Source organism: [Clostridium] celerecrescens 18A (genome assembly GCF_002797975.1).
Taxonomy (GTDB): Bacteria; Bacillota; Clostridia; order Lachnospirales; family Lachnospiraceae; genus Lacrimispora; species Lacrimispora celerecrescens.
In genome coordinates this window covers 1,087,327-1,108,417 of record NZ_PGET01000001.1, presented here as the reverse complement: position 1 = coordinate 1,108,417, position 21,091 = coordinate 1,087,327, and the positions used below count along the sequence as shown (strand labels likewise).

The window sequence follows — 21,091 nt, the reverse complement described above, 5'->3', positions numbered from 1 at the left end:
TCGTCAAATAAAAATCGTTATGCTAATGCTATAGCAAGCAATCGCATAACGATTTTGTTCCATTGAAGAGCCAGCTGATGTATCTCCATTCAGCAACTGCCAAGGCCTCTATGGGAAATCATTATAGTAACTCTTTTTCCATTACATCATAGCAAAGATAATCTCCATTTTCAGTAATAATATGGTGTGAAGCTATCTCTTTGTAACCTCGCTTCAGGTATATCTCTTTTGCCGGAAGCGAGGAATCCAGCTGGATTTTATTAAATTGGCCTGCAATCAATTGTTCGGAAAATTCCAGTAGCAGCCTTCCATATCCTTTTCCGTGATAAAGAGGCAGTACGAACAACCGGCATATTTCAAAGTCCTTTATTGTTACAGTACCTAACGCTTTTTCCTCGTTCTCCAGTACATATACTCTTCGGGAATCAATGTCAGCCAATATGTGATCCTCATTATGATGAGACAGAAAAAAATCCACCGCACCGGAAGGATAATAACGCGGATATATCGTATATATTGTGCTGTTTGTTATACTTTTAACAGTTTCTAAATCTTTTATTTCAGCCTGCCTTATGTTCATACGTATCCTCCAGTAATTAATTATTCTGCCACACAACCAAGGCCCTTTCATCTCCACCTCTTTTTGCCTTATTTTTTACCTTACTACTTACCTGGCTTCTTAAAGGTCCCTTCTCTTTTTTATCATAATCGGAATTCCGGCAGCTACCTCAATCACTTCATCGGACATTTCTGCTATTCTCTGGTTGATTTCCCCAAGAACCTTGCGGTACGCCATAGTCTCCATACTGTAGCTGTCTCCATCGGAGAAAACCTCATTTGTCACGATGACAATATGTTCGGCTACCTCCTTCAGCTTCCCGATTCCTTCCAAAATCTCCGCTGCAGCCAAGGTTCCTTCTAAGCATGGGGTTTCTCCCTCTTCCCCCAGACCAAAAAGCTCATTGGATACCAGATTTGACATGCATTCTAAAAGAACCACCGAGGTCTGTACGCCTATATCCAGCTTAAGTCCCTTTAAATTGCGGTAACATTCTACAGTTTCAAACTGCTTTTTTTCCCGCATCTGCCTGTGGCGTTCAATCCTTCGCCTGCATTCCTCATCCCATGGTTTCATGGTGGCAATGTAAATCCGCCGTCCCTGTCCCAGGCTCATGACAAGATTTTCTGAATATTCTGACTTTCCACTTCCGCTTCCGCCTATCACCAGAGTGACCATTATACGCCTCCCATGGGCTTGTACGCCTCGATCTGGATGTCTTCAAAGGAACTCATTGATCCATAAACGTCTGCCGCCATAAGAAGAAGGGGGACTGCTGCCACTGCTCCGGTCCCCTCTCCCAGACACATACCTGCCTGTATGAGGGGTTTAAGCCCCAGCTCATCAAGGATCAGCCTTCCGGCAGGTTCCGCAGAAACATGGGAAGCCAGCATAAAGTTCCGGCAACCAGGATAAATATGGTCAGCCGAAAGAGCGGCAACAGCGGAAATAAATCCATCCACCAGTACCGGGATCTTGTAAATAGCACCGCCTAAAAACACGCCGGTAAGTCCTGCCAGATCAAATCCTCCCACGCAGGCGAGAACCTCCACTGCATCATGACATGCCGGGCTATATTGTTTAACAGCCTCTTTTATCACTTCAAGCTTCCTTTTTAAGCCTTCGTCATTTAATCCAGCCCCTCTTCCGGTCAGTACTTCCGGTGCTTTTTTAAGAAGCATGGAAGCGACTGCACTGCTGGTGGTGGTATTCCCGATGCCCATCTCTCCGGTAGCAATGAGCTGATAGCCTTTTTCCGCCAATTCCCCTACCAGTTTGATACCGGTTTCTATGGACCGGATTGCCTCCTCCCGTGTCATGGCAGGCTCATTCCGGAAATTCTTTGTCCCGTAAGCGACCTTTCTGCAAAGGAGAGGGTGACGGGAGCCGGGAATCAAATCCCTGGCAACCCCTATATCCACAGGAAATACATCCACTCCTGCCCGGTCTGCCATAATGCAGACACTGCTGTTTCCATTTGTCATGTTCTCGGCCACAAGGGCGGTCACTTCCCTGCCGGTCTGGGTGACTCCTTCCTCCACGATCCCATTGTCTGCACAAAGGATGACCAGGGCCCGTTTCTCCATTTCTACCTTTGACGTTTCTCTTATCCCTGCAATCTTTATAATATCATCTTCCAGAACGCCTAAGCTGTTAAGTGGCTTCGCCACCTGCGACCACCGTTTACGGGCCATTTCCATGGAGGAAGCGCTGGGAGGCCGGATCTGTGTAAGATATGTACTTAATTCATCATTCATTGTTTGAAACCTTTCCTAGTCAAAGATTTTCCATCGTTTATTCTTCCCCTTCCCTTAATCCTTTGCAGGCCTCCACAAAACGCTTTGGCAGTGCAGGGTTAGAAGGATAATAAAAATGGGGAAAGCCTGCCAGGAGATTTCCGTCCCCATGAACGCAGTCCCAGCTTTTTTTCCCGCCTGGTTTCTTAGCTTCCATACAGGCTCCGTTATTCGTGCTGTCCCAATAATGGAATTCATGCCCCCGGATGGACTCACCCTTTTTCAAAAATGGGGTATCCGCATTGGGAAATGCCTCAAAATAACCAAATCTTAACAACCGTTCTGTAGGGTATGCCTTTCCTTTTATAATACCGGCCAGGGGATATGCTATTTGGTCCTTTGTTTCCAGCTGTTCATGGAGATACAGGAAACCTCCGCACTCAGCCAGTATGGGAAGGCCGCGTTCTGATGCCTGCCTTATTTCCCGGAGCATGGATTCATTCTCCGAAAGTTCCCGGCAATAAAGCTCCGGATATCCGCCGCCAAGCAAAAGGCCGCAAACCCCTGGAGGCAGTTTCTTATCGTGGATCGGGCTAAAGGGTATGAGCTTTGCCCCCATCTCATTAAAAAGCCTTAAGTTCTCCTGATAATAAAAGCAGAAAGCCTCATCTAAGGCAAGTCCTATAAGCACTTCTTTTCCCTGGGCTGCCTGGGAATCCTGATTTTTTAATCCACCTTGAAGAGACGGCAGAGGCCTGGAATCCAGGGCCAGCTTTATCAGTCCATTGATGTCTATCGTGGTTTCCAGCTTCATAGCCAGCTGATTAAGCTGATCTTTCAGATCCTTTTGTTCTCCTGGCAGAACCAAACCTAAGTGGCGGCTGTCCAAAGTCCCTTCCGCACATTCCGGCAGATATCCGTAAACATGCACTCCCAGCTCTTCCATGGCCGGTTTCAGCCGTTCTGCCATGACAGATGATGTCCGGTTTAAGATCACGCCCTTTATGTGGCTGTCTTCCTTATATTCCAGGAAGCCTTTCACCACTGCGGACAGGGACAGGCTGGCTCCTTTGCAGTCTAATACCAGGACCACCGGCGCATCAAGGGTGCATGCCACCTCATAGGAGCTCGCCTGGGTAGTGTCTCCTCCCACCCCGTCGTAATACCCCATAACGCCTTCAATGACGGAAATCCCTGCTCCCCTTGCCTGGTCCAAAAACTGTTCCCTTACCTGCTCTTTATCCAGGAAATATGTATCCAGATTTCCACCGTCAATACCAAGCACATATTTATGAAACATGGGATCAATATAATCCGGACCGCATTTAAAAGACCGGCAGGACAGCTTTCTTAAAAGAAACGCATTTAATAGCCCACAGGTCATCATAGTCTTTCCGCTTCCGCTTCTGGGGGCCGCAAGCATCAGTCTGGGATAGGAATTATCCAATGCCGTTCCTCCCTTCCCCGCCAAAGGAGATCACATAAACCGGATTCTGTCCCATCATCAGATGATAGTCCCCTGCTTCCCTTCCTTTGGATATCTGAACCTGCACGATTTCAGCCGTAATAGAATGCTGTTTCAGCCAGGAAAGAATTTCTGAAAGGGATTCCAAAGCAATTGCATTGATTACAATCCTGATTCCTGGATTCTTTTTTAAAACCAGGGATAGTACTCTATCCATGGTGCCGGAAGTTCCTCCAATGAATACGTGAGTAGGGGCTTCAAGAGCTTCTAATATCTCAGGTGCGGTTCCTTCAACGATTTCCAGACGGCTCGCTCCAAATTTTTCCTTATTGGCCTTTATAAGATCTATGGCTTCCGCCTTCTTTTCAATTGCATAAACCCGGCCCTCTGTAAGATACCGGGACGCTTCTATGGATACAGAGCCGGTTCCAGCCCCAATATCATACAGGACGGAATCCGGTTCCAGTTCCAGCTTTGATATGGAGACAGCCCTGACCTCACTTTTTGTCATGGGCACATCTCCCCGGATAAACAGTTCATCTCTCATAAATTGCCTCCTAATGAATCATACGGATATGCCTGCATATCCAGTTAACCTTATCTTTCTATCAATACAGCTGACAGCATATCAAAGTCCTGCACTTCCAGTTCCTTTGGCGTTCCAACGGTTATCCGTTCATCCGGATAGGAAAGCCGCTCTCCTACGGAAAGCCTGACATCATGAAATCCCTGTTCCTTAAGAAGGCGACACAGACTTTTTACCGTATTGATTCCATCCAATAAGGCAAATACCCTGGGATTAAGAGTTAATTCCTTTATAATGTCGCAGGTCCGCCCATGAAGGCTCACAAGCCGCACATCCTCCCAGTCCGTTTTCAACCGGGAGCACAAATAAGAAACCGATGATATTCCCGGCAGAACCACCGTGTCATATCTTTGGCAATATGGTTCCTGGGCCAATGCTTCCGCCATCCTTTTGGTCCCGCTGTAAAAGCCTGTATCACCGGAATACAGGATTCCGATTCTGACAAACTCCTCATGCTCCTCAAGCCAGGGCAGAATGTCCTTACTCATATAAAAGGGAATTTTAACGGCACGGGAAATTGCAGGAGATATGCCGGAGAGCATCCGCTCTGCACCGAAGATCACATCGCATTGCTGCAATTCTTTCCATGCCTTAACGGTCATCTGATCCTCTCCGCCCATACCGGTTCCGATCAGGGATACCTTTCTCTTCTCAGTACGGACCTGAAGCTCTGGCATTACCTGAGACCGGGCCTTCTCCTCTTTATAATCGGTTAAAAGCTTCTTAGCCTCCCTGACAGTCATACCTTCTTCCTTGCCAGGTCGTCCGATGACCACTGCCGTTATCCCGCATTCAGCCGCTGCCTCCATCTTTTCCGGGAAGCCCCCCGCCGGCCCGGCTTCTTTTGTCACCAGACAGCTAATGTCATACTGCCTTATCATAGCCCGGTTCATCTCTGCGGTAAAAGGGCCTTGCATGGCAATCAAATGTTTCCCCTTAAACCCCAGCTGCTCGCAGGCAGAGATTACAGACATGCCAGGAAGGACTCTGGCAAAAACCCGTTCTTCCCAGGAGTCCAGCTTGGTAAAGGAGGAAAGCTCCTTGCTTCCTGTTGTGACAAGAATATTACCAGGTATTTTGTGTAAGGCAAGGACCGCTTCCTCTAAGTCACTGACCCATAGAATCTTTCCTTCCCCCTGATCTCCCGGCTTTAAATTTCCGGAAGATTCTCTTACAATCCTTATGCAGGAAGTACCTGCCCGTTTGCAGGCGGTGCGAATGTTTTCACTTGCCAGCGTGGCATAGGGGTGAGTGGCATCAAGTACAAGAGTGATGCCGTTTTGCCCGATAAAACCTTCCATCTCATGGGCAGCCATGGGTTTCTCATGAATGTGGAGATACTGACTTTCCAGAAGTACTGACCTTCCATATCCGGTAGCCACACTGACCCATGCGTTTATTTTCTTTTCATGGCAGTATTCCGCCAGAATCCGGCCCTCCGTGGTGCCTCCAAAAATCAGAACTCTACACATTTTTATATCCTCGTGGTGTTACCATCCTGCCATTGATTAATTTCGTCATGGAATTTCCTATATAAACGGTGGTAAACATATCAGTCTGGGTATCTCTTAGTTCTTCCAGAGTCATGACCACCATTTCTTCCTCTTCCCTGCCAATGTTTTTTACAAGACCGCAGATTGTTTCCCGGTTTTTGTATTCCATTACGATCTCACAGGCCCTTTTCAAATAACCGGCCCTTTTTTTACTGGACGGATTATAAAGACAGATGACCATGTCAGCCTGGGCGGAAGCCCTGAGTCTGTCTTCAATTAATTCCATGGGAGTGAGCAGATCACTTAAGCTGATGACCGAAAAATCATGTCCCAGAGGAGCGCCTAAGACGGCACCCCCGCTTAATGCCGCAGTCACTCCTGGTATGATTTCAATCTCAAGATCTTCTTCTGACCGGGCCATTTCAAGGATCAATCCGCTCATGCCGTAAACACCTGAATCTCCGCTGCATACCATGGCTGCGATTTTACCCTTTTTTGCTTCCTGGATGGCAAGCAAACAGCGCTCCTGTTCCCTGCGCATCGGCGTTGCAAGCATCTCCTTATCCGGAAAATGTTTCTTGATCAAGTCTATGTATACAGTATACCCAACAATGACCGCACTCTCTTCCAGGGCCTTAATGGCCCTTATGGTCATATCCTCATAGGAACCTGGTCCGATTCCTACTACGTAAAGTTTTCCTGACTTTGTCATAAATTACCTCCTAAAGAATCACAGGCCTTCAGCTGCACCTTCCAATCCCGGACAGCCACAGCTGCCGTCACCCCGTCTGCCGCCTGTTTTTTTACCAGCAGCTTGCCGCCTCCCAATTCCTTAACACAGGCAAGGGCCGCCCGTTCGCATACATTATCAACTCCTGTGATCTGCTTGACAAAGGTTGAGGAAGAAAATTCCCCTTCTGTTTCTTCAAGCACGGCCGCCGGATATGTGTAAAACGGGATTCCTTTAGAAGCAGCAAACTGGCAGATACCCTCTTCTTCCTTCTTTAAATCGATGCTGGCACACGCAGCCAGTGCTTCCTGGGATAAGTCCCATTCCTTAAAAACCCGGTCAAGAACCTTTTCTATTGTTTTGGCGGGAACCCCTTTTCTGCATCCGATTCCCAGAACCAGAAGCCTTGGAACCAGCTTTAAGGATTCTTTAAGGGGCCCCTCGTTCCCGCTTTCCTTTATGGTGATCCAAAGATTTGCACCGAAGGCCTCCCCTGGGATAAGCCCGGACGGGAGCTTTCCTGAAACCAAAAAATCGCTGTGAAATCCTACATTTTCCCCCTTAAGTATAGCGGAGGAAATCATTTTTATCTTTTTTAAATCTGTAATGACCAGTCCCTGCTCCTTGGCAAATAGGTCTACTGCAAATCTTCCATGGATGTCTGTAGCAGTGGTAATAACTGCCTGACCGCCGACCAATCCTGCCAGCCGTTCTGCCAGTTCATTGGCTCCTCCCAAATGACCGGATAAAAGGGAAATGGAAAATCTCCCCATATCATCCATGACCACCACGGCCGGATCTTCTGCCTTACTTTTTAAAAAGGGTGCAATTGCCCGGACTGCAATGCCGGCAGCTCCAATAAACACAATTCCATCCTTTTGTAAAAACTGCTTCCTGGTCCATTCTGAAAGGGATGTAGAAACAGGGATCATGAGATCCCCGTCAGGGCAGGACTTAAGAAGTCCTTCTGATCCATAAGCTTCACAAGGCTGTCCTGCTTTTAAAAGTTCTTTTGAAAGCTTTACGCTCAGCCTTGCTCCTGCTTCCGTAAAGCAGATGATCGAAAGCTTCATCATTCGTCCCCCGTTCCCTTCCGGTATTCCGTCGTAAAAACCGGGTCATAAAGCTTGGAACGTTCGTAGCCGTTCTGGGCTACCGCATTGCCCACAAGAATCAGGGATGTCTTCTTTATGTCCTCCCGTCTGGCACTTGCACCTAAGCTTTCCACCGTACAGTTTATGGTTTTCTCGTCCTCCCAGGTGGCCTTATAGACGATAGCGGCAGGAGTATCCGGAAGATAACCGCCCTTTATCAATTCCTCTGACAGCTGATCCAGCATGCCGGTGCTTAAAAAGATTACCATAGTAGCTCCATGTGCCGCAAAGGAAGCGATGGATTCCCGCTCCGGCACCGGTGTCCGGCCTGCCATGCGGGTAATGATCACGCTTTGGGTGACCTTCGGAAGGGTATATTCCATTTTAAGGGAGGAGGCTGCACCGCAAAAAGAGCTGACTCCCGGACATACATCATAAGGGATTCCTCGTTCCTCCAGTTGATCCATCTGCTCTCTGATAGCGCCATAAATACATGGATCGCCGGTATGGAGCCTTACCGTCATCTTTCCTTCCCGTTCCGCTAAAGCCATAACCGCAATTACTTCCTCAAGGGTCATATTGGCACTGTCATAAACCTGGCACTGGGTTTTTCTGTATTCCAAAAGGGCTGGGTTAACCAAAGAGCCTGCGTAAATGATCACATCCGCCCTCTCAAGTAGTTCTTTGCCTCTCATTGTTATTAAGTCCGGCGCTCCCGGACCTGCTCCTACAATATGTACCATATTTACCTCACAATCACCAAAGAATAATAGCCGGCATCTTCCGGAATCTCATCCAGAGAACGATAGATCCGTTCCTCCGGCATTCCGCAGTTTTCCACCATCATGGCGCTGGCCCCACAGTCTTTCAGTTCTCTCTTCACCGCTTCCATCTGCCGGCCGGCCTTCATAAGCACTTTTACTCCAGGAAGCTTTATGGCATCTCTTACCTGGTAAGAGGCTGGTATGATATGAAGCTCCTCTGCTCCTGATGCAAGAGGGATTCCAAGCCTTGCCGCCACGGCACAAAAGGAGGGGATTCCGCTTTCTAAGCGGGTGTCATAGCCTTCCTTCCAAAGCCGTTCCATCAGATAGGTGAAGGTTGAATAAATGCTAACATCACCCAGGGTGATAAATCCCACATCTTCCCCCCTGTTTAAATACTCCATTACTGTCCTGGCTGCCAGATCATGGCTTTCCTTAAGTACATTTTCGTCTTTTGTCATAGGCATGTGGAGATGAATGCATTCTTTTTCTTCTATTTCCGGCACCGCCTGTTTTACAATCTGATATGCCGTACACTGTTCTTTATTTATATGGGGAATGGCAATGACCTTTAATTCCCTGATCCTTTTTACCGCTTTTAAAGTCATAAGCTCCGGATCTCCCGGCCCTACACCGATCCCGTACATGATTCCAGCCATTGTTTATTCCTCCTGTTCTTTCCGTCCAGACTCTGCACCGGAAAACAACCCGATGAGCTTCATCGCTCCCCGGCTCGTTCCCAGTATACCGTACATCGTGGAAAATGTCACCACTTCCACCTTTCTCCCTCCTGACCAGAGAGTCATATACCTCTGGATCCTGTCCATCACCTCTTCCATGACAGGCTCCAGAATCCCACAGCTTTTAAGGATTCCCGCTGCCTCCTCCATGGTGTTGGCTGTCAGAATCTTATCTTTTAATCCAGCCCTGCCCTCAGTGAAAGGGGCAGTACAGTCCCACAATATTTCCATACGGCGGTCCCCATATTTGGAATGGGTATTTGGTACACCCCCTGCAGTCTTGATCAGCTTCCCGATATGCCCTGCAAACAGGATCTGGTGAAATCCCTCCTCACCTGCCGATTGTAAAGCTTCCCCGATAAAATTGCTGCAGATCACACCATCCTTTAAGTCAAGGCCAAGTGTTTCCTGTATAAAAGCTTCACCATAATTTCCCGGAACAAGAATCACCTGTTTCTTTCCTGACACCGCCTTCATATGTAATTCCAGACGTATGGTGGCAATCAGCGCCTCTTCACTCATAGGCTTTACGATTCCTGTTGTTCCCAAAATTGAAAGCCCGCCTTCAATTCCCAGCCTGGAATTAAAGGTTTTCTCCGCCAGTTTTTTTCCTTCCGGCATCCATATGGTGACTGTTAAGGAACCATCAAAGCCTGCTTCCCTTCTGGCTTCCTCCACCCCGCAAAAGATCATGTCACGGGGAACAGGATTAATGGCCGGCATGCCTACGGGACAGGATAATCCGGGTTTTGTCACCCAGCCGATCCCTTCTCCGGCAGTGAGAAAAAGAGGGCCTTTTCCCTCCTCCCCCTCTCTGTGATAGATTCCCGCGGCCTGCCTTTCTTTCTTTTCATCAGAATATTGAACACTGGCAAACACCATGGCCTGATGTGTTACATCAGGGTCATCTCCAGCGTCCTTTTTAACTGCGCATACCGCCTTTTCCTGTCTCAGGATAACATGAAAAAGAGGAAGATCAGCCGACCTTCCTTTTGGCGTCATAAGTGTCATATGTTGTAATTCACACCCGGTTAACAGCATGACCGCTGCTGCCTTGGCAGCAACAGCGGCACAGGTTCCTGTTGTGAATCCGCTTCTTAATTCCTGTTTTTCCATCGTCCTGCATCTTTCCTGCCCATTCTTTCCAGGCATCACGGAATATCCGAAACGTATCTCCTCTTTCCCGCCAATGCTTTCTGTGCAGAGCCTGTCCCGCTTTACCGGACGTAAAGGGATACCCGCAGGATATTTCCTCTTTGAGGTCCATTATAAAATATATTCCCTTACGGTGCAAGAAAATTCCTCAGTTTTCTTCTTCTGCCCATGCTTTACGGACATCAAGGGATACCCGCAGGGTATTTTCTATACTTCTTCACCCTTTAAAAGAGCTTCATTTTTCATTTCTCTTTTTCTTTTTGTAATCAGGCCTCCGATACGTCCGCTTTCCTTTGCACTCAGACTGCGCCAGCCGCTCTCTATTACCTTATCACCAAGGCCAAGCTCTGTTGCAATTTCAAATTTAAGTATTTCCTCCGGCTTCATATTACGAGGATCAAATGGTTCGTTTTTCTTTCCCTTTGACATATTTTCAAATCTCCTTTTCTTAAATCTAAAGAGAGTATGCCCCCTACCAGGAGAATTAAACGTAAATTTCTTCCAGTATTAAAAAAAGCAGGCTGCTGCGGAACTCTGGTCCGCGGCAGCCTGCTTTTTTGTTTCCTGCTTTTAAAAGCCCTTTTATCTTCTGGGGATGATAATGGCCGCAATAAAATAGGCCACAATCCCCGTGCCTGTGCAGGCCAGCACTGCCCACAAAAGCCGGATGAGGGTAGAATCCACGTTAAAGTACTCCGCAATTCCGCCGCATACCCCGCAAAGCATTTTGTCTGTATCGGAACGGTATAGTTTTTTCTGATTGTCTTCCATTTGTTTATCTCCTTTCTGCTATTTGACCTGTAAATACTATAATTATATTATCGGAAACAAAAGTCTTTCCGATAATCGGTTAGACGGAGTTACATTATAATTCATTCATAAAATCTACCTGGATCGCTCCTGTCTTACAATCCAGATCCATATCTTTTCCAGCCCCGTTATCCGTCTGCTTCTTTCCCTGCAGGGCCGCAGTGCCTTCGTCTCCAACCTTGACAGCTCCCATCTTGCACTGGATATCGTAATTGTAATCTTCCTTTTTCCCGGCAAGTTCAAGCCTTATGGTGCCGGCCTGGCATATTGCCTCAATGTCTCCGGTAGTTCTTCCTAAAAATTCCACAGCACCTGCACTGCTTTTCACCTGAAGATTTCCTACGCTGCCGCCATTGATCTTTATGACGCCGGCCTTTGTTTCAATTGTCAGTTCATCCGCAGAAAGAGCCTGGGATGTCATAGCCGGGCCGAAATCCTCACTTCCTGAAAAAAGGTTTGAATGTACTGATTGTAAGTCAACTTCGGAAAATCGGTAATTCTTTGGCACCTGGACCGTAAATAGCAGCTCCGGGCCATCCTTTCTTTTCCAGCCATCATATTCCTGAAGCTCTAAATCATCATCTTCTGCGTACAGAGTATAACAGGATTGGTCCCTGTTGCAGAAAATTTTAACCTCACTTCCCTGGGGATCTTCCTCAAAAACCACGTTTCCTGTACGTATTACTATATCCATTTTTTTAACTTTCGCAGAAGAAAATATTTCCTGCCCTTTTTCTCCTTTATTAAAAACCTCTGGAATGCTAAGATCAAAATTTACAAAATCTACCTCATCCCAGAAACCATCCAGAGTGACGCCTGAAATATCCCTTCTCCACTCAAGGGCTCTTTGAGGGGCGATATCCCATAAGTTTCCTCCCAACACAGCGGCCACGGCTGATATCCCCCCGCCGATCAGGGCGCAGACACTTCCTGCAATCAAACATATCTTTATAAACCTTTTCATAAACGGCCTCTCCTTCCATGAAATAACCTGCTAAGGACGTTGACACAGCTTCTGAAAAGAAACGGAAGAAATCTCCCATAAAAAGCACCGCAGAGGGCCAGAGCAATCATTCCTAAGCCAAGGAACAGGATTCCCAGTCCTAAAAGCAGGGCTCCGCTTAATGGATGAATCACCATGGAGACGACACTGCCCAAAATCATACCGACCCCAGCCGCTAAAAGGGCGAAGGTCAAGGCCCCGACTCCAACAACTGCTGCCACAAGGCATCCTAAAATTCCTCCTAGCAAGCCAGCAATACCTCCTCCGATTCCCATAAGGATAGGCGAAGCTGCAATAATTAATATGATCCATAAAACAGTTTTTACGGTACGGTTTCCATCCATGCCTCTTCTTCGCCTGTTATGTTTTTTCTCCTGTCCTTCGTGTCCGTATCGGCCGTCATCGGATACTTCCGGAAGATCATACCGCTTAGCCATCTGGTAATTCGGATCTTTAAACCGCTCATCCCGATAGCCGGTCTCCGTAAATTCTCCTCCGTCATCTAAATTCCCTGATATATCCGAGCGGATAATCGCTGCGATCCGCTCAGGGCTTTCAAACTCCTTGATCACCTTTTCTTCATTTTCCTGCCCCGCTTCTTCCAGATAATCCCTGTAATATTCGATGGCATCCGCCTTTTCCTCATCTGGAATATCCGACAGCAGATACTCCAGCTCTCTCATAAACTCATCCCTGCTCATATATGTGCCTCCTCAAAAATCCGGGATATTTTCTGGGAGTAGCCTACCCACTCACCTTTATAGAGATTCAATTGAACCCTTCCTTTTTCCGTAATCTTATAATATCTTCGGTTCCTGCCGTCAAATGCCAGATCATAAACCTCCAGACACTCTTCCTTCTGCAATCTTCGGAGTACCGGATAAAGGGTTGATTCTGAAATCTCAATGACATTTCTCACATCCTGCGTGATCTTATAACCATAGGTACCCTCCTGATCCCTTGACACTATTGCAAGGACAATGGCGTCCAATAATGCTGCTCCTGTGTTAAAAACCATGTGCCCACTCCTATTCTTATAATTGCCCACGCTTACTGGGCATACAGGTATACCCGAAGGGTGTATCCTTATTATTACCCATGTTCTCTGGGCATATAGGTATACCCAAAGGGTGCCTCCTTATTATTGCTCATAATTTCCGGGTATACAGGTATACCCAGAGGGTGTATTCTTAAAACTTGAACAACGCTATCTTATTTCATCCTTTGGCGCCTGGGGTATGATGACCGCAGCAATGACGTAAAGGACCAGGCTTCCTCCTACCAGAGAAAATCCCATGAACGAACGGAACAAATGGCGCCATGACTGAAGAAACATTAAAAGAACCCATATCAGCCTTATCATAACAGGATCCACCTGAAAATATTCTCCAATACCGCCGCATACACCACAGAGAACTCTGTTCTTCACAGACCGGTACAAACGTTTTGGTTCCACGATTGCACACCTTCCTTTCTTCTATTGAACTGATATATAATATTATTTTATTCTCTATATTATACGTCGTATAACAATATTATATGCCATATAATATTACTTGTCAACACCTATTAAAATTTTTATTTTACCCTATAAAAAAACGGATGCTTCAGGCAATTCACCTTGAAAGCATCCGTTATCCATTCATCACCGTATCTGGGCGATCCGGTTTACCACATCAATATATTCGCTGCAATACATTTGATAAACTGTCATGACAGCTGCCCGAAAGCGCACCTGCTCTGATGAGCTAAGCTCCGTGACAATACAGCCGGCCTTTATCAGCCGCTGTCTGACATTCTCTTCACGAATCTCCCACAGCCTTCTTTCATACCTGGCCGACTCTTCTGCGCAGGCCGTAATGATCTTCCTGTCCGCATCACTCAGCTTCTCCCAGGTGGCCTGGGAGGCCAGCTGCATCTCAGGGATCCGGGTGTGGGCATCCAGCGTGATGTATTTTGCCACCTCATAATGTCCCATAGTTTCATAGGATGGCCAGTTGTTTTCCGCACCATCGATGGTGCTGGTTTCTAAAGCTGCATATACTTCAGAATAAGCCATTGGCACCGCCCTTGCACCAAGTGCCTCCACCATAGCTGACATCATGTCGGAATTGGCAACGCGAATGCGCATTTTTTTCATATCCTCGATGCGTTTGACGGGGCGGGAAGAATTGTAAAAATGTCTGGCACCTGCATCATACCAGGAAAGGGCCACCAGATCGCTTTCCTTTAAATCATCCTTAAATTCCTCTCCGATCTCTCCATCAAGCACTTTCCACATATGCTTTTCATCTCTGTACAGGTAAGGCAGCTGCAGCACATTAAATTTAGGCTTTATTTCAGCCAGGATCATGACCGAAACCCGGGCAAAATCGATCCCGCCGTATTGAAGCTGTTCCACTACTTCGTTTTCACTCCCCATTTCACCGCCGGCAAACACATTGATCTTAATCCTTCCGGACGTCTTTTCCTGCACCAGCTCTGCAAATTTCCTCGCTCCCTGTACGGTCGGATAATCCTCCGGCTGGTTATCCGCATAGGAAAGCACATATTCCGGTGCTTCTTTCCTGTCCCGAAAAAAAAGAGTTTTCCCCGGATTTCCCGATTTCAGGAGAAATATAAAAAAGCAAGCTGCAGCCATTGCAAAAACAATCAAAGCCGCCCTTTTGGCAATCTGTTTGTCCATTCCTTTTACCCCCAAAACGCCTCCCCTGGGCACAGAGGAAGCGTTTGTTATTTATATTATTTTTTGATTATGGATTGATGATGCTCTGTACTTCAGCGTCATCTACATTATCAGAAGTTACCAGGATTACACCTGTATCTATTGTCTTTTCATTTACAGTGTTTCCAGCTGACATTTCAAGAGCTGTCTTTACGCCGTCATATCCCATATAATACTGGCGCTGTACTACGGAAGACACATCGTATTCGCCGCTGCGGATCATGGTTTCAATTTCTGCAGAGAAATCAAATCCAACCATGGAGATGTCGGTGCGTCCGGATTCTGTAAGACCAGTTACAAATCCTACGGTAGAACCGTTGTTAGGACCAAACACTGCTTTTAAGTTTGGATATGTGGTGATAAAGTCCTGGCAGAAACCTACTGCCTTACTGATATCTCCATCATTAACCTTAATATCGTTGTTTAATACCTGCCATTTCTCAGGAGCATTTTCCTGCCAGTACTCGTTAAAGCCCTTAACACGGTCATTGATGGTCTGAGAACCGGTGGAACCAACCTGAATGGCGATCTGAGCATCTTCTGTTTCAGAAACTCCCTTGTCTTTCAGCCTGCGCATCAGTTCCTCAGCAGCAACTTTTCCTGCTTCTACGTTATTGGTCAAAAGAGCAGCACTGTAGTTTTCGCTATTGATCACTGTATCTACCAGAACTACCGGTATTCCTGAATTATACGCCTCTGTGATAGGAGCGTCAAGGGATACACTGTCTAAAGGAGCGATAACGATTCCATCTGCCTGTGCGGATACTGCATTCTGCAGCAGGGTAAGCTGGCCTTCGATATCTGATTCCAGAGCAGTTCCTACTACTACTACGTTACATCCCAGTTCCTTACCGGCCTGTTCTGCACCGGCCTGAAGCACGCTCCAGTACTGGTTTCCAAGAACCTTTACAATTACGTAAATGGTTTTCTCTCCATTTGCTGTTTCGCCCTTAGCGGAATCTTTTGATTCTTCCGCCTTTTCAGTAGCCGCCCCCTGGCTGGATTCTGCTGCCGCGGTGGTAGCGTTGCTTGACTGGCTTCCACAGCCGGTCAGACCGGCAACTGCCATAGCTGCTGCCAACAAAACTGCCGTTACTTTTCTCATTTCTTTTTCCTCCTGAATTGATTGTTTTATTTTTTCAAGCCAAAAAACCGCTTGATTGCCCCTAAGTCTCCGCTCTTCTTCGCCGTTTGGGATGCTACTGCGATCAACAGGATAATACCTACGATCATCTGCTGCCAGAACGAATTGACACCGTTTAAGTTCAGTCCGTTACGGATTACTCCCATCATCAAGGCTCCGATTACCGTATTAAGAATCGTTCCTTCTCCGCCCAGGATGGAGATGCCGCCCAATACAGACGCTGCTATCGCTTCCATCTCATAACCGTTTCCTGCCGTAGGCTGGGCACTGGAAAGACGGGAAGCAACCAGGATTCCGCAGATTGCTGCGGATAATCCGGAAATACAATATGCAAACATACGTGTCTTCACTGCATTAATTCCGGAAAGCTTTGCAGCCTCTAAGTTGGAACCGCAGGCATAAATCTGGCGCCCGATCCGCATTTTCGCAAGAACAACACCTAAAACCAAAGCATAAATCAAAGTAATGATAACGCTGTAGGGAAGTCCATCCCCTCCGATCCTTCCGCCGCCCAGAACGTAAAACTGTTTCTGAATCTCCTTAGAAGGAATGTTCGTTGTATACAGAGGTGCACCGTTTACAAGCACGTTTGCCATGCCTCGGTATACCCACTGGGTTGCCAGAGTTGCAACAAAGGGCACAACGCCCAGAATTTCAATAAAAAATCCATTCATAATACCTGTCATGATACCCATGATCAGGCAAAGTGCGATACATACCACAAGAGGCAGTCCCTGCATCAGAAGTGATACCATAATAATGCCTGACAGTGCCATGGAAGCGCCGGCTGATAAATCGTTTCCTCCGCAGACCAGACAGAAGGTCAGGCCGCAGCCGATGATGGTATAGGTAACGATCTGCTGCAGAAGGTTCTGCAGATTGGCCGGGGCTAAAAATTTAGCAGGCTGAAGAATTGAAAACAGCACAAACAGTCCGACCAGGATGCACAGTGAGTAGATTGCCCGCCGTGTGGCTGCATTTAGCTTGTTGAACGAACCGCCTTTCTTTTCCTGCACCATTGCTTTTAAGTTTCCCATCCTTACTCTCCCTTTCTATTACCGCTGCCTGATAATACGGGCGCCGGTTTTCCTTCTAATTTGTTATAACCTGCCGCAAGATACAGGATATCTTCCTGAGTAGCGGTCTTTGCATCTAATTCTCCGTTGATTTCCCCCTGGTGAATGACCAGAATCCGGTCGCTCATTCCAAGGATCTCCGGCAGTTCAGAAGAAATCATGATAATGGACACTCCCTGGGCGCTCAGCTTGTTAAACAGCTCATACACCTCGTACTTGGCTCCAACATCGATTCCCCTGGTTGGTTCATCAACGATCAGCACCTTTACATCATTGCACAGCCATTTTGCTAAAACTACCTTTTGCTGATTGCCTCCGGAAAGATTTCCGCAAAGCTGGTGCACGCTTGGGGTTTTCGTACGCAGAAGCTCCACATATTTTTCCGCATTCTTAAGCCCTTCCTTATCATTGATAAATCCAAAATGAGTGATGTTTGGAAGATGGGCCATGTTCGTATTATATTTAATATCAAGGCCAAGAGCCAGACCATCACGCTTCCGGTCCTCCGTAGCATATCCGATCCCATGCTTAATGGCCTGGATCACAGAGTTGACCTTGATTGGTTTTCCTTCCAGCGTAAGCTCCATGGAATCCGCCTGATCCGCACCGAAGATGCAGCGCATCAGCTCTGTTCTTCCAGCTCCTACCAGTCCTGATATTCCAAGAATTTCTCCTTTTCTCACACAAAAATAATCCGCATTTACTTTAGTGCCTCTGCGGACATTTCTGGCCTCAAGAACTATTTCTCCGATGTTACGTTTATATTTAGGATATTTGTCCTCCAAAGAACGCCCTACGATCATATTTACCAGTTCATCCATGGTGATCTCATTAAGATTCCTGGTGCCGATGTACTGGCCATCCCTGATGATCGTAACCCGTTCACAGATCTGATTAAGTTCCGCCATTCGGTGGGAAATATAAACCATACCCACTCCCTTTTCTTTTAAGCGGCGGATGATACCGAACAACTGCTCGATCTCCTTTTCTGTAAGGGTTGCTGTCGGCTCATCAAGAACCAGTATTTTCGAATTAAAGCTGATCGCTTTCGCAATTTCTACCATCTGCTGCTGAGCAATGCTTAAGCTTCCCACATGGGCATAGGTATTTAGTTCAATACCCAGATCATCAAGAATCTTCTGCGCTTCCTCATGCATCTTGCCGTCATCGATAAAAATTCCTTTTTTATGAGCCCTGCCGATGAATATATTGTCTGCCACACTAAGATGACCGCACATATTTAACTCCTGCATGATGATACACACACCAAGCTCATGGGCTTTTGCAACGGAATCAATGTCCACCTTATTTCCTTCAATGAATATTTCACCTTCATCTGCCCGGTGAACACCGGATAAAATCTTCATCAGGGTGGATTTGCCGGCTCCGTTTTCACCGACAAGCCCAAGGACCTCCCCCTTATTCACTGACAGACTAACCTTATCGAGAGCCTTGACTCCGGGGAAGCTTTTACTTATCCCTTCCATTCGAAACAATTCCTGTTCCATGCCCCTTCCTCCTCTCTGCTTTCTATACACTCTCTGTGTTTGAATTCATTATACCGACAGGCCCAGGCAGATTCTATCGTAACTTTTTATCATCCATAGTAGAATTTTATCCTTTCAGCCAAATGTACATAAAAAAATACCTGTCATCTCATCATGACAGGCATTTTAACAATCAGATTAACTTTGGAGGTCTTTCAGACTGGACATTCTGTACTCCGAAGGATTTACCCCTTCCAGCCGTTTGAAAACCTTTGTAAAATAATTGGAATCCAAGTAACCCACTCTGACTCCTACCTCCTTTACGATCACATTGGGCTGAGCCAGCAGCTTTTTCGCTTCCTCCACCCTGTATTCCGCCAGATAAGAGGTAAAGCTTTGCCCGAACTGCAGCTTGAACATCCTGCAAAAATAAGGCTCTGAATATCCCACGGCCCTGGCTGTTTCGCTCATGGAAATATCATTCATATAATTTGACCGGATGTATTCCTCCACCATGGATGTCATTACAGACAAACGGCTGCCGCTAAAATCAGATTCTTCCTCCAAAACCGGATGGGTATCTTCCTCTTCTCTGTCCGTATGCGGTTTGATTTCCTCCTGCTTATCCCCCTGTTCACCGGCAATCCGCAGAGCTTCCTCAACCACGTTCAAGACCTCTTTCTGGGAATAAGGCTTCAGCAGATATTCCATGGCCCTGATGGAAATCGCCTTTTTTGCATAGTCAAAGCGGTCGTAGGCGGTCAGGAAAATAAGGCAGCAATCCTTATTTTCCTTCCTCATGATTTCTGCAGCCTGGATTCCGTTCATTCCCGGCATACCAATATCCAGGATCACCACCTGGATATCTTCTCTTTTAAAAATCTCCACTGCCTCTTTGCCGTTCTGAGCCTCAAAGATCTGACATTCCTCTCCAAATTTCTTTAACAGCATCTTTTTGAGCACAATCCGCTCTATCATTTCATCTTCTACTATCATTAACCGATACATGATCCATTATATCCCTTCTCCGACCAAATTCTATCTGTACCACTGTGCCGCTGCTTTCTCCGCTGTCAATGGTTACCTTTCCATATTCGTAGTAATAAGAAATCCTTCTATATATATTCCCCAGCCCGATTCCAAGGCCTGTCCCCTTTGTTTCAATGGCTTTCCTGATAGCAGCCAGTGTTTCTGAGTCCATGCCCTTTCCCGTATCTGCTACGGATATCCATAAAAGCTCTCCTCTTTTCTCGATCCGTATGCTGATGCTTCCTCCGTTCTCCTTTTCCTGGATCCCGTGAATTACCGCATTTTCCACCAACGGCTGAAGCATGAAGACCGGTACCTCTTCCTTATATAGGTCCATGCTGCAATTGATATCCCATTGAATCCGGTCTCCGAAACGCATCTTTTGAATGTACATATAATCCTTAACTACTTTAAGCTCCTGCTCAAGAGGCTCAAAGGCATTGGACGTCCGGAGGCTGTAACGAAGAAGGCTGCTGATTGCCACAAGCATTTCCTCCGTCACCGGCGCTTCCTCCATCTGTGCCATCCTGGTGATCATATTCAGTGTATTAAAAAGAAAATGGGGATTTAACTGACTTTTGATCAGCTGAAGCTGGGCCATGGAAAACCGTTTCTCAAGCTCCGCCCTCTCCAGCTCATGCCGGTACAGCTTTTCTTCCATCAGCCGTTTCTCCTCCGTCGCTGTGATGTAGTCCCGGGTAGCATGCTTCATCTTGTTGAATGCGCTTACCAGCTGTCCGATCTCATCCTTTCCATCCCAATGGACGTCAGGGGACGAAAAATCGTTCTTCTCGATCTTTCCTGAGACCGTAGCCAGCTGCACCACTGTTTTTACAATGCTGCCTGTAATAAAACGCAAAAGGAGCATAAGCACAAAAAAAGCGAGGATGCTGATAGCGACCAGAATGTAAGGCATGCGCTTAAGCACAGGGATCTGGATTTCGTAATAATCATTTCCTCCCATTAAAACCACCCTTGTCAGACGTGTACCATAGAGATCCAGATATTTCTGCATATTATATGTTTTGTACAGTTCCCTGATATAGCTGGGGTCATTCTGATTCATTTCCACTACTTTTTCCCGCTGCTTCTCATAGGTATCATAACCGTTTTTGATGTTCCAGGTGATCCCATAGCGCTCTTCCCCTATTTTATCATAATCATAGGGCAGGCTGTTTAGATATGCTCTGGTTTCCTGGCAGCCCTGACGGTATGCCTCCATATTTTCCGGAGTATTGTTTGCTAACAGCTGGGCAAACAATCCCCTTTCATTCTCCATGGACTCCTGAAACTTATAGCAGGCCAGGTTATCATCCATGATAATGCTCACATCGTTGATAAAAATATATGCCACTTTCAGATTGATGAAAATGGAAGCTGCCATAATGATTCCCACGCTTCCTATGATCACGTATAGTTTCCTTTTCAAAGACATCTGATACCAAAGGGCAAGCAATCGATCTCCCACCTGTTTACCTCCCACGATTCGTTTTCA

23 protein-coding genes are annotated in these 21,091 nt (G+C 46.7%); all 23 read right to left on the bottom strand.

Going from position 1 to position 21,091, the window contains the following annotated elements; genetic code table 11:
* Nucleotides 1-121: 121 nt before the first annotated feature.
* The 23 genes from H171_RS05195 to H171_RS05085 all read right to left on the bottom strand — a co-directional run bounded on the left by H171_RS05195 (nucleotide 122) and on the right by H171_RS05085 (nucleotide 21,064).
* Complete coding sequence (locus H171_RS05195) at nucleotides 122-580, bottom strand: GNAT family N-acetyltransferase (protein WP_100304196.1); 459 nt, start codon at nucleotides 578-580, stop codon at nucleotides 122-124.
* A gap of 99 nt (nucleotides 581-679) precedes the next feature.
* Complete coding sequence (locus H171_RS05190) at nucleotides 680-1,237, bottom strand: bifunctional adenosylcobinamide kinase/adenosylcobinamide-phosphate guanylyltransferase (protein ID WP_100304195.1); 558 nt, start codon at nucleotides 1,235-1,237, stop codon at nucleotides 680-682.
* The gene (cobT, locus tag H171_RS05185; RefSeq protein WP_100304194.1) at nucleotides 1,237-2,316 is read right to left on the bottom strand and encodes a nicotinate-nucleotide--dimethylbenzimidazole phosphoribosyltransferase; all 1,080 of its coding nucleotides are present in this window, start codon (nucleotides 2,314-2,316) and stop codon (nucleotides 1,237-1,239) included. The genes H171_RS05190 and cobT overlap by 1 nt, the downstream gene beginning before the upstream one ends.
* 37 nt (nucleotides 2,317-2,353) lie before the next feature.
* Nucleotides 2,354-3,742 carry a cobyrinate a,c-diamide synthase gene (locus tag H171_RS05180; RefSeq protein WP_242976869.1) on the bottom strand — a complete coding sequence of 463 codons (1,389 nt, stop codon included), beginning with the start codon at nucleotides 3,740-3,742 and terminating at the stop codon, nucleotides 2,354-2,356.
* Complete coding sequence (gene cbiT / locus H171_RS05175) at nucleotides 3,735-4,307, bottom strand: precorrin-6Y C5,15-methyltransferase (decarboxylating) subunit CbiT (protein WP_100304193.1); 573 nt, start codon at nucleotides 4,305-4,307, stop codon at nucleotides 3,735-3,737. Before cbiT ends, H171_RS05180 begins: the two co-directional genes overlap by 8 nt.
* Nucleotides 4,308-4,357: 50 nt before the next feature.
* Entirely contained in the window at nucleotides 4,358-5,818 is a 1,461-nt protein-coding gene (gene cobK / locus H171_RS05170; RefSeq protein WP_100304192.1) for a precorrin-6A reductase, read from the bottom strand.
* Nucleotides 5,811-6,551, bottom strand: a complete 741-nt coding sequence (gene cobJ, locus H171_RS05165; RefSeq protein WP_100304191.1) for a precorrin-3B C(17)-methyltransferase — start codon at nucleotides 6,549-6,551, stop codon at nucleotides 5,811-5,813. The genes cobK and cobJ overlap by 8 nt, the downstream gene beginning before the upstream one ends.
* Complete coding sequence (locus H171_RS05160) at nucleotides 6,548-7,645, bottom strand: cobalt-precorrin 5A hydrolase (RefSeq protein ID WP_242976868.1); 1,098 nt, start codon at nucleotides 7,643-7,645, stop codon at nucleotides 6,548-6,550. Before H171_RS05160 ends, cobJ begins: the two co-directional genes overlap by 4 nt.
* A complete protein-coding gene (gene cobM / locus H171_RS05155; RefSeq protein WP_100304189.1) occupies nucleotides 7,642-8,406 on the bottom strand; it encodes a precorrin-4 C(11)-methyltransferase in 765 nt (254 codons plus the stop codon). The genes H171_RS05160 and cobM overlap by 4 nt, the downstream gene beginning before the upstream one ends.
* Nucleotides 8,407-8,408: 2 nt before the next feature.
* Nucleotides 8,409-9,086 carry a precorrin-2 C(20)-methyltransferase gene (cobI, locus tag H171_RS05150; RefSeq protein ID WP_100304188.1) on the bottom strand — a complete coding sequence of 226 codons (678 nt, stop codon included), beginning with the start codon at nucleotides 9,084-9,086 and terminating at the stop codon, nucleotides 8,409-8,411.
* A 3-nt stretch (nucleotides 9,087-9,089) separates the two neighbouring features.
* The gene (gene cbiD / locus H171_RS05145; protein ID WP_242976867.1) at nucleotides 9,090-10,283 is read right to left on the bottom strand and encodes a cobalt-precorrin-5B (C(1))-methyltransferase CbiD; all 1,194 of its coding nucleotides are present in this window, start codon (nucleotides 10,281-10,283) and stop codon (nucleotides 9,090-9,092) included.
* Nucleotides 10,284-10,529: 246 nt separating this feature from the next.
* Entirely contained in the window at nucleotides 10,530-10,751 is a 222-nt protein-coding gene (locus H171_RS05140; RefSeq protein WP_025233584.1) for a small, acid-soluble spore protein, alpha/beta type, read from the bottom strand.
* Between the two features lie 153 nt (nucleotides 10,752-10,904).
* Complete coding sequence (locus H171_RS05135) at nucleotides 10,905-11,093, bottom strand: PspC domain-containing protein (protein WP_025233585.1); 189 nt, start codon at nucleotides 11,091-11,093, stop codon at nucleotides 10,905-10,907.
* A 94-nt stretch (nucleotides 11,094-11,187) separates the two neighbouring features.
* Complete coding sequence (locus H171_RS05130) at nucleotides 11,188-12,096, bottom strand: DUF4097 family beta strand repeat-containing protein (protein WP_100304186.1); 909 nt, start codon at nucleotides 12,094-12,096, stop codon at nucleotides 11,188-11,190.
* A complete protein-coding gene (locus H171_RS05125) occupies nucleotides 12,093-12,836 on the bottom strand; it encodes a DUF1700 domain-containing protein (RefSeq protein ID WP_100304185.1) in 744 nt (247 codons plus the stop codon). The genes H171_RS05130 and H171_RS05125 overlap by 4 nt, the downstream gene beginning before the upstream one ends.
* On the bottom strand, nucleotides 12,833-13,153 hold the full coding sequence (locus H171_RS05120) for a PadR family transcriptional regulator (RefSeq protein WP_025233588.1): 321 nt from the start codon (nucleotides 13,151-13,153) through the stop codon (nucleotides 12,833-12,835). The genes H171_RS05125 and H171_RS05120 overlap by 4 nt, the downstream gene beginning before the upstream one ends.
* A gap of 189 nt (nucleotides 13,154-13,342) precedes the next feature.
* Nucleotides 13,343-13,591 (bottom strand): PspC domain-containing protein, encoded by a 249-nt coding sequence (locus tag H171_RS05115; RefSeq protein ID WP_025233589.1) that lies wholly within the window; start codon nucleotides 13,589-13,591, stop codon nucleotides 13,343-13,345.
* Between the two features lie 189 nt (nucleotides 13,592-13,780).
* Entirely contained in the window at nucleotides 13,781-14,821 is a 1,041-nt protein-coding gene (locus H171_RS05110; RefSeq protein WP_100307428.1) for a TRAP transporter substrate-binding protein, read from the bottom strand.
* A 67-nt stretch (nucleotides 14,822-14,888) separates the two neighbouring features.
* Nucleotides 14,889-15,965: an ABC transporter substrate-binding protein gene (locus tag H171_RS05105; protein WP_100304184.1), complete on the bottom strand. Its 1,077-nt coding sequence runs from the start codon at nucleotides 15,963-15,965 to the stop codon at nucleotides 14,889-14,891.
* A gap of 26 nt (nucleotides 15,966-15,991) precedes the next feature.
* Nucleotides 15,992-17,041: an ABC transporter permease gene (locus H171_RS05100; protein WP_100304183.1), complete on the bottom strand. Its 1,050-nt coding sequence runs from the start codon at nucleotides 17,039-17,041 to the stop codon at nucleotides 15,992-15,994.
* A gap of 2 nt (nucleotides 17,042-17,043) precedes the next feature.
* Nucleotides 17,044-18,588: a sugar ABC transporter ATP-binding protein gene (locus H171_RS05095; RefSeq protein WP_100304182.1), complete on the bottom strand. Its 1,545-nt coding sequence runs from the start codon at nucleotides 18,586-18,588 to the stop codon at nucleotides 17,044-17,046.
* Nucleotides 18,589-18,765: 177 nt separating this feature from the next.
* Nucleotides 18,766-19,575, bottom strand: a complete 810-nt coding sequence (locus H171_RS05090; RefSeq protein ID WP_100304181.1) for a response regulator transcription factor — start codon at nucleotides 19,573-19,575, stop codon at nucleotides 18,766-18,768.
* Complete coding sequence (locus H171_RS05085) at nucleotides 19,547-21,064, bottom strand: sensor histidine kinase (RefSeq protein ID WP_100304180.1); 1,518 nt, start codon at nucleotides 21,062-21,064, stop codon at nucleotides 19,547-19,549. Before H171_RS05085 ends, H171_RS05090 begins: the two co-directional genes overlap by 29 nt.
* Nucleotides 21,065-21,091: the final 27 nt, after the last annotated feature.

Bases quoted from the DNA above. Each gene is read 5' to 3' on its own strand.
- cobI (WP_100304188.1), bottom strand. From the start codon at position 9,086: ATGGCTGGAATCATGTACGGGATCGGTGTAGGGCCGGGAGATCCGGAG.
- H171_RS05120 (WP_025233588.1), bottom strand. From the start codon at position 13,153: ATGGTTTTTAACACAGGAGCAGCATTATTGGACGCCATTGTCCTTGCA.
- cobJ (WP_100304191.1), bottom strand. From the start codon at position 6,551: ATGACAAAGTCAGGAAAACTTTACGTAGTAGGAATCGGACCAGGTTCC.
- H171_RS05090 (WP_100304181.1), bottom strand. From the start codon at position 19,575: ATGTATCGGTTAATGATAGTAGAAGATGAAATGATAGAGCGGATTGTG.
- H171_RS05135 (WP_025233585.1), bottom strand. From the start codon at position 11,093: ATGGAAGACAATCAGAAAAAACTATACCGTTCCGATACAGACAAAATG.
- cbiT (WP_100304193.1), bottom strand. From the start codon at position 4,307: ATGAGAGATGAACTGTTTATCCGGGGAGATGTGCCCATGACAAAAAGT.
- H171_RS05190 (WP_100304195.1), bottom strand. From the start codon at position 1,237: ATGGTCACTCTGGTGATAGGCGGAAGCGGAAGTGGAAAGTCAGAATAT.
- H171_RS05105 (WP_100304184.1), bottom strand. From the start codon at position 15,965: ATGAGAAAAGTAACGGCAGTTTTGTTGGCAGCAGCTATGGCAGTTGCC.
- cbiD (WP_242976867.1), bottom strand. From the start codon at position 10,283: ATGGAAAAACAGGAATTAAGAAGCGGATTCACAACAGGAACCTGTGCC.
- cobT (WP_100304194.1), bottom strand. From the start codon at position 2,316: ATGAATGATGAATTAAGTACATATCTTACACAGATCCGGCCTCCCAGC.
- cobK (WP_100304192.1), bottom strand. From the start codon at position 5,818: ATGTGTAGAGTTCTGATTTTTGGAGGCACCACGGAGGGCCGGATTCTG.
- H171_RS05095 (WP_100304182.1), bottom strand. From the start codon at position 18,588: ATGGAACAGGAATTGTTTCGAATGGAAGGGATAAGTAAAAGCTTCCCC.
- H171_RS05125 (WP_100304185.1), bottom strand. From the start codon at position 12,836: ATGAGCAGGGATGAGTTTATGAGAGAGCTGGAGTATCTGCTGTCGGAT.
- H171_RS05100 (WP_100304183.1), bottom strand. From the start codon at position 17,041: ATGGGAAACTTAAAAGCAATGGTGCAGGAAAAGAAAGGCGGTTCGTTC.
- cobM (WP_100304189.1), bottom strand. From the start codon at position 8,406: ATGGTACATATTGTAGGAGCAGGTCCGGGAGCGCCGGACTTAATAACA.
- H171_RS05130 (WP_100304186.1), bottom strand. From the start codon at position 12,096: ATGAAAAGGTTTATAAAGATATGTTTGATTGCAGGAAGTGTCTGCGCC.
- H171_RS05110 (WP_100307428.1), bottom strand. From the start codon at position 14,821: ATGGACAAACAGATTGCCAAAAGGGCGGCTTTGATTGTTTTTGCAATG.
- H171_RS05195 (WP_100304196.1), bottom strand. From the start codon at position 580: ATGAACATAAGGCAGGCTGAAATAAAAGATTTAGAAACTGTTAAAAGT.
- H171_RS05140 (WP_025233584.1), bottom strand. From the start codon at position 10,751: ATGTCAAAGGGAAAGAAAAACGAACCATTTGATCCTCGTAATATGAAG.
- H171_RS05160 (WP_242976868.1), bottom strand. From the start codon at position 7,645: ATGATGAAGCTTTCGATCATCTGCTTTACGGAAGCAGGAGCAAGGCTG.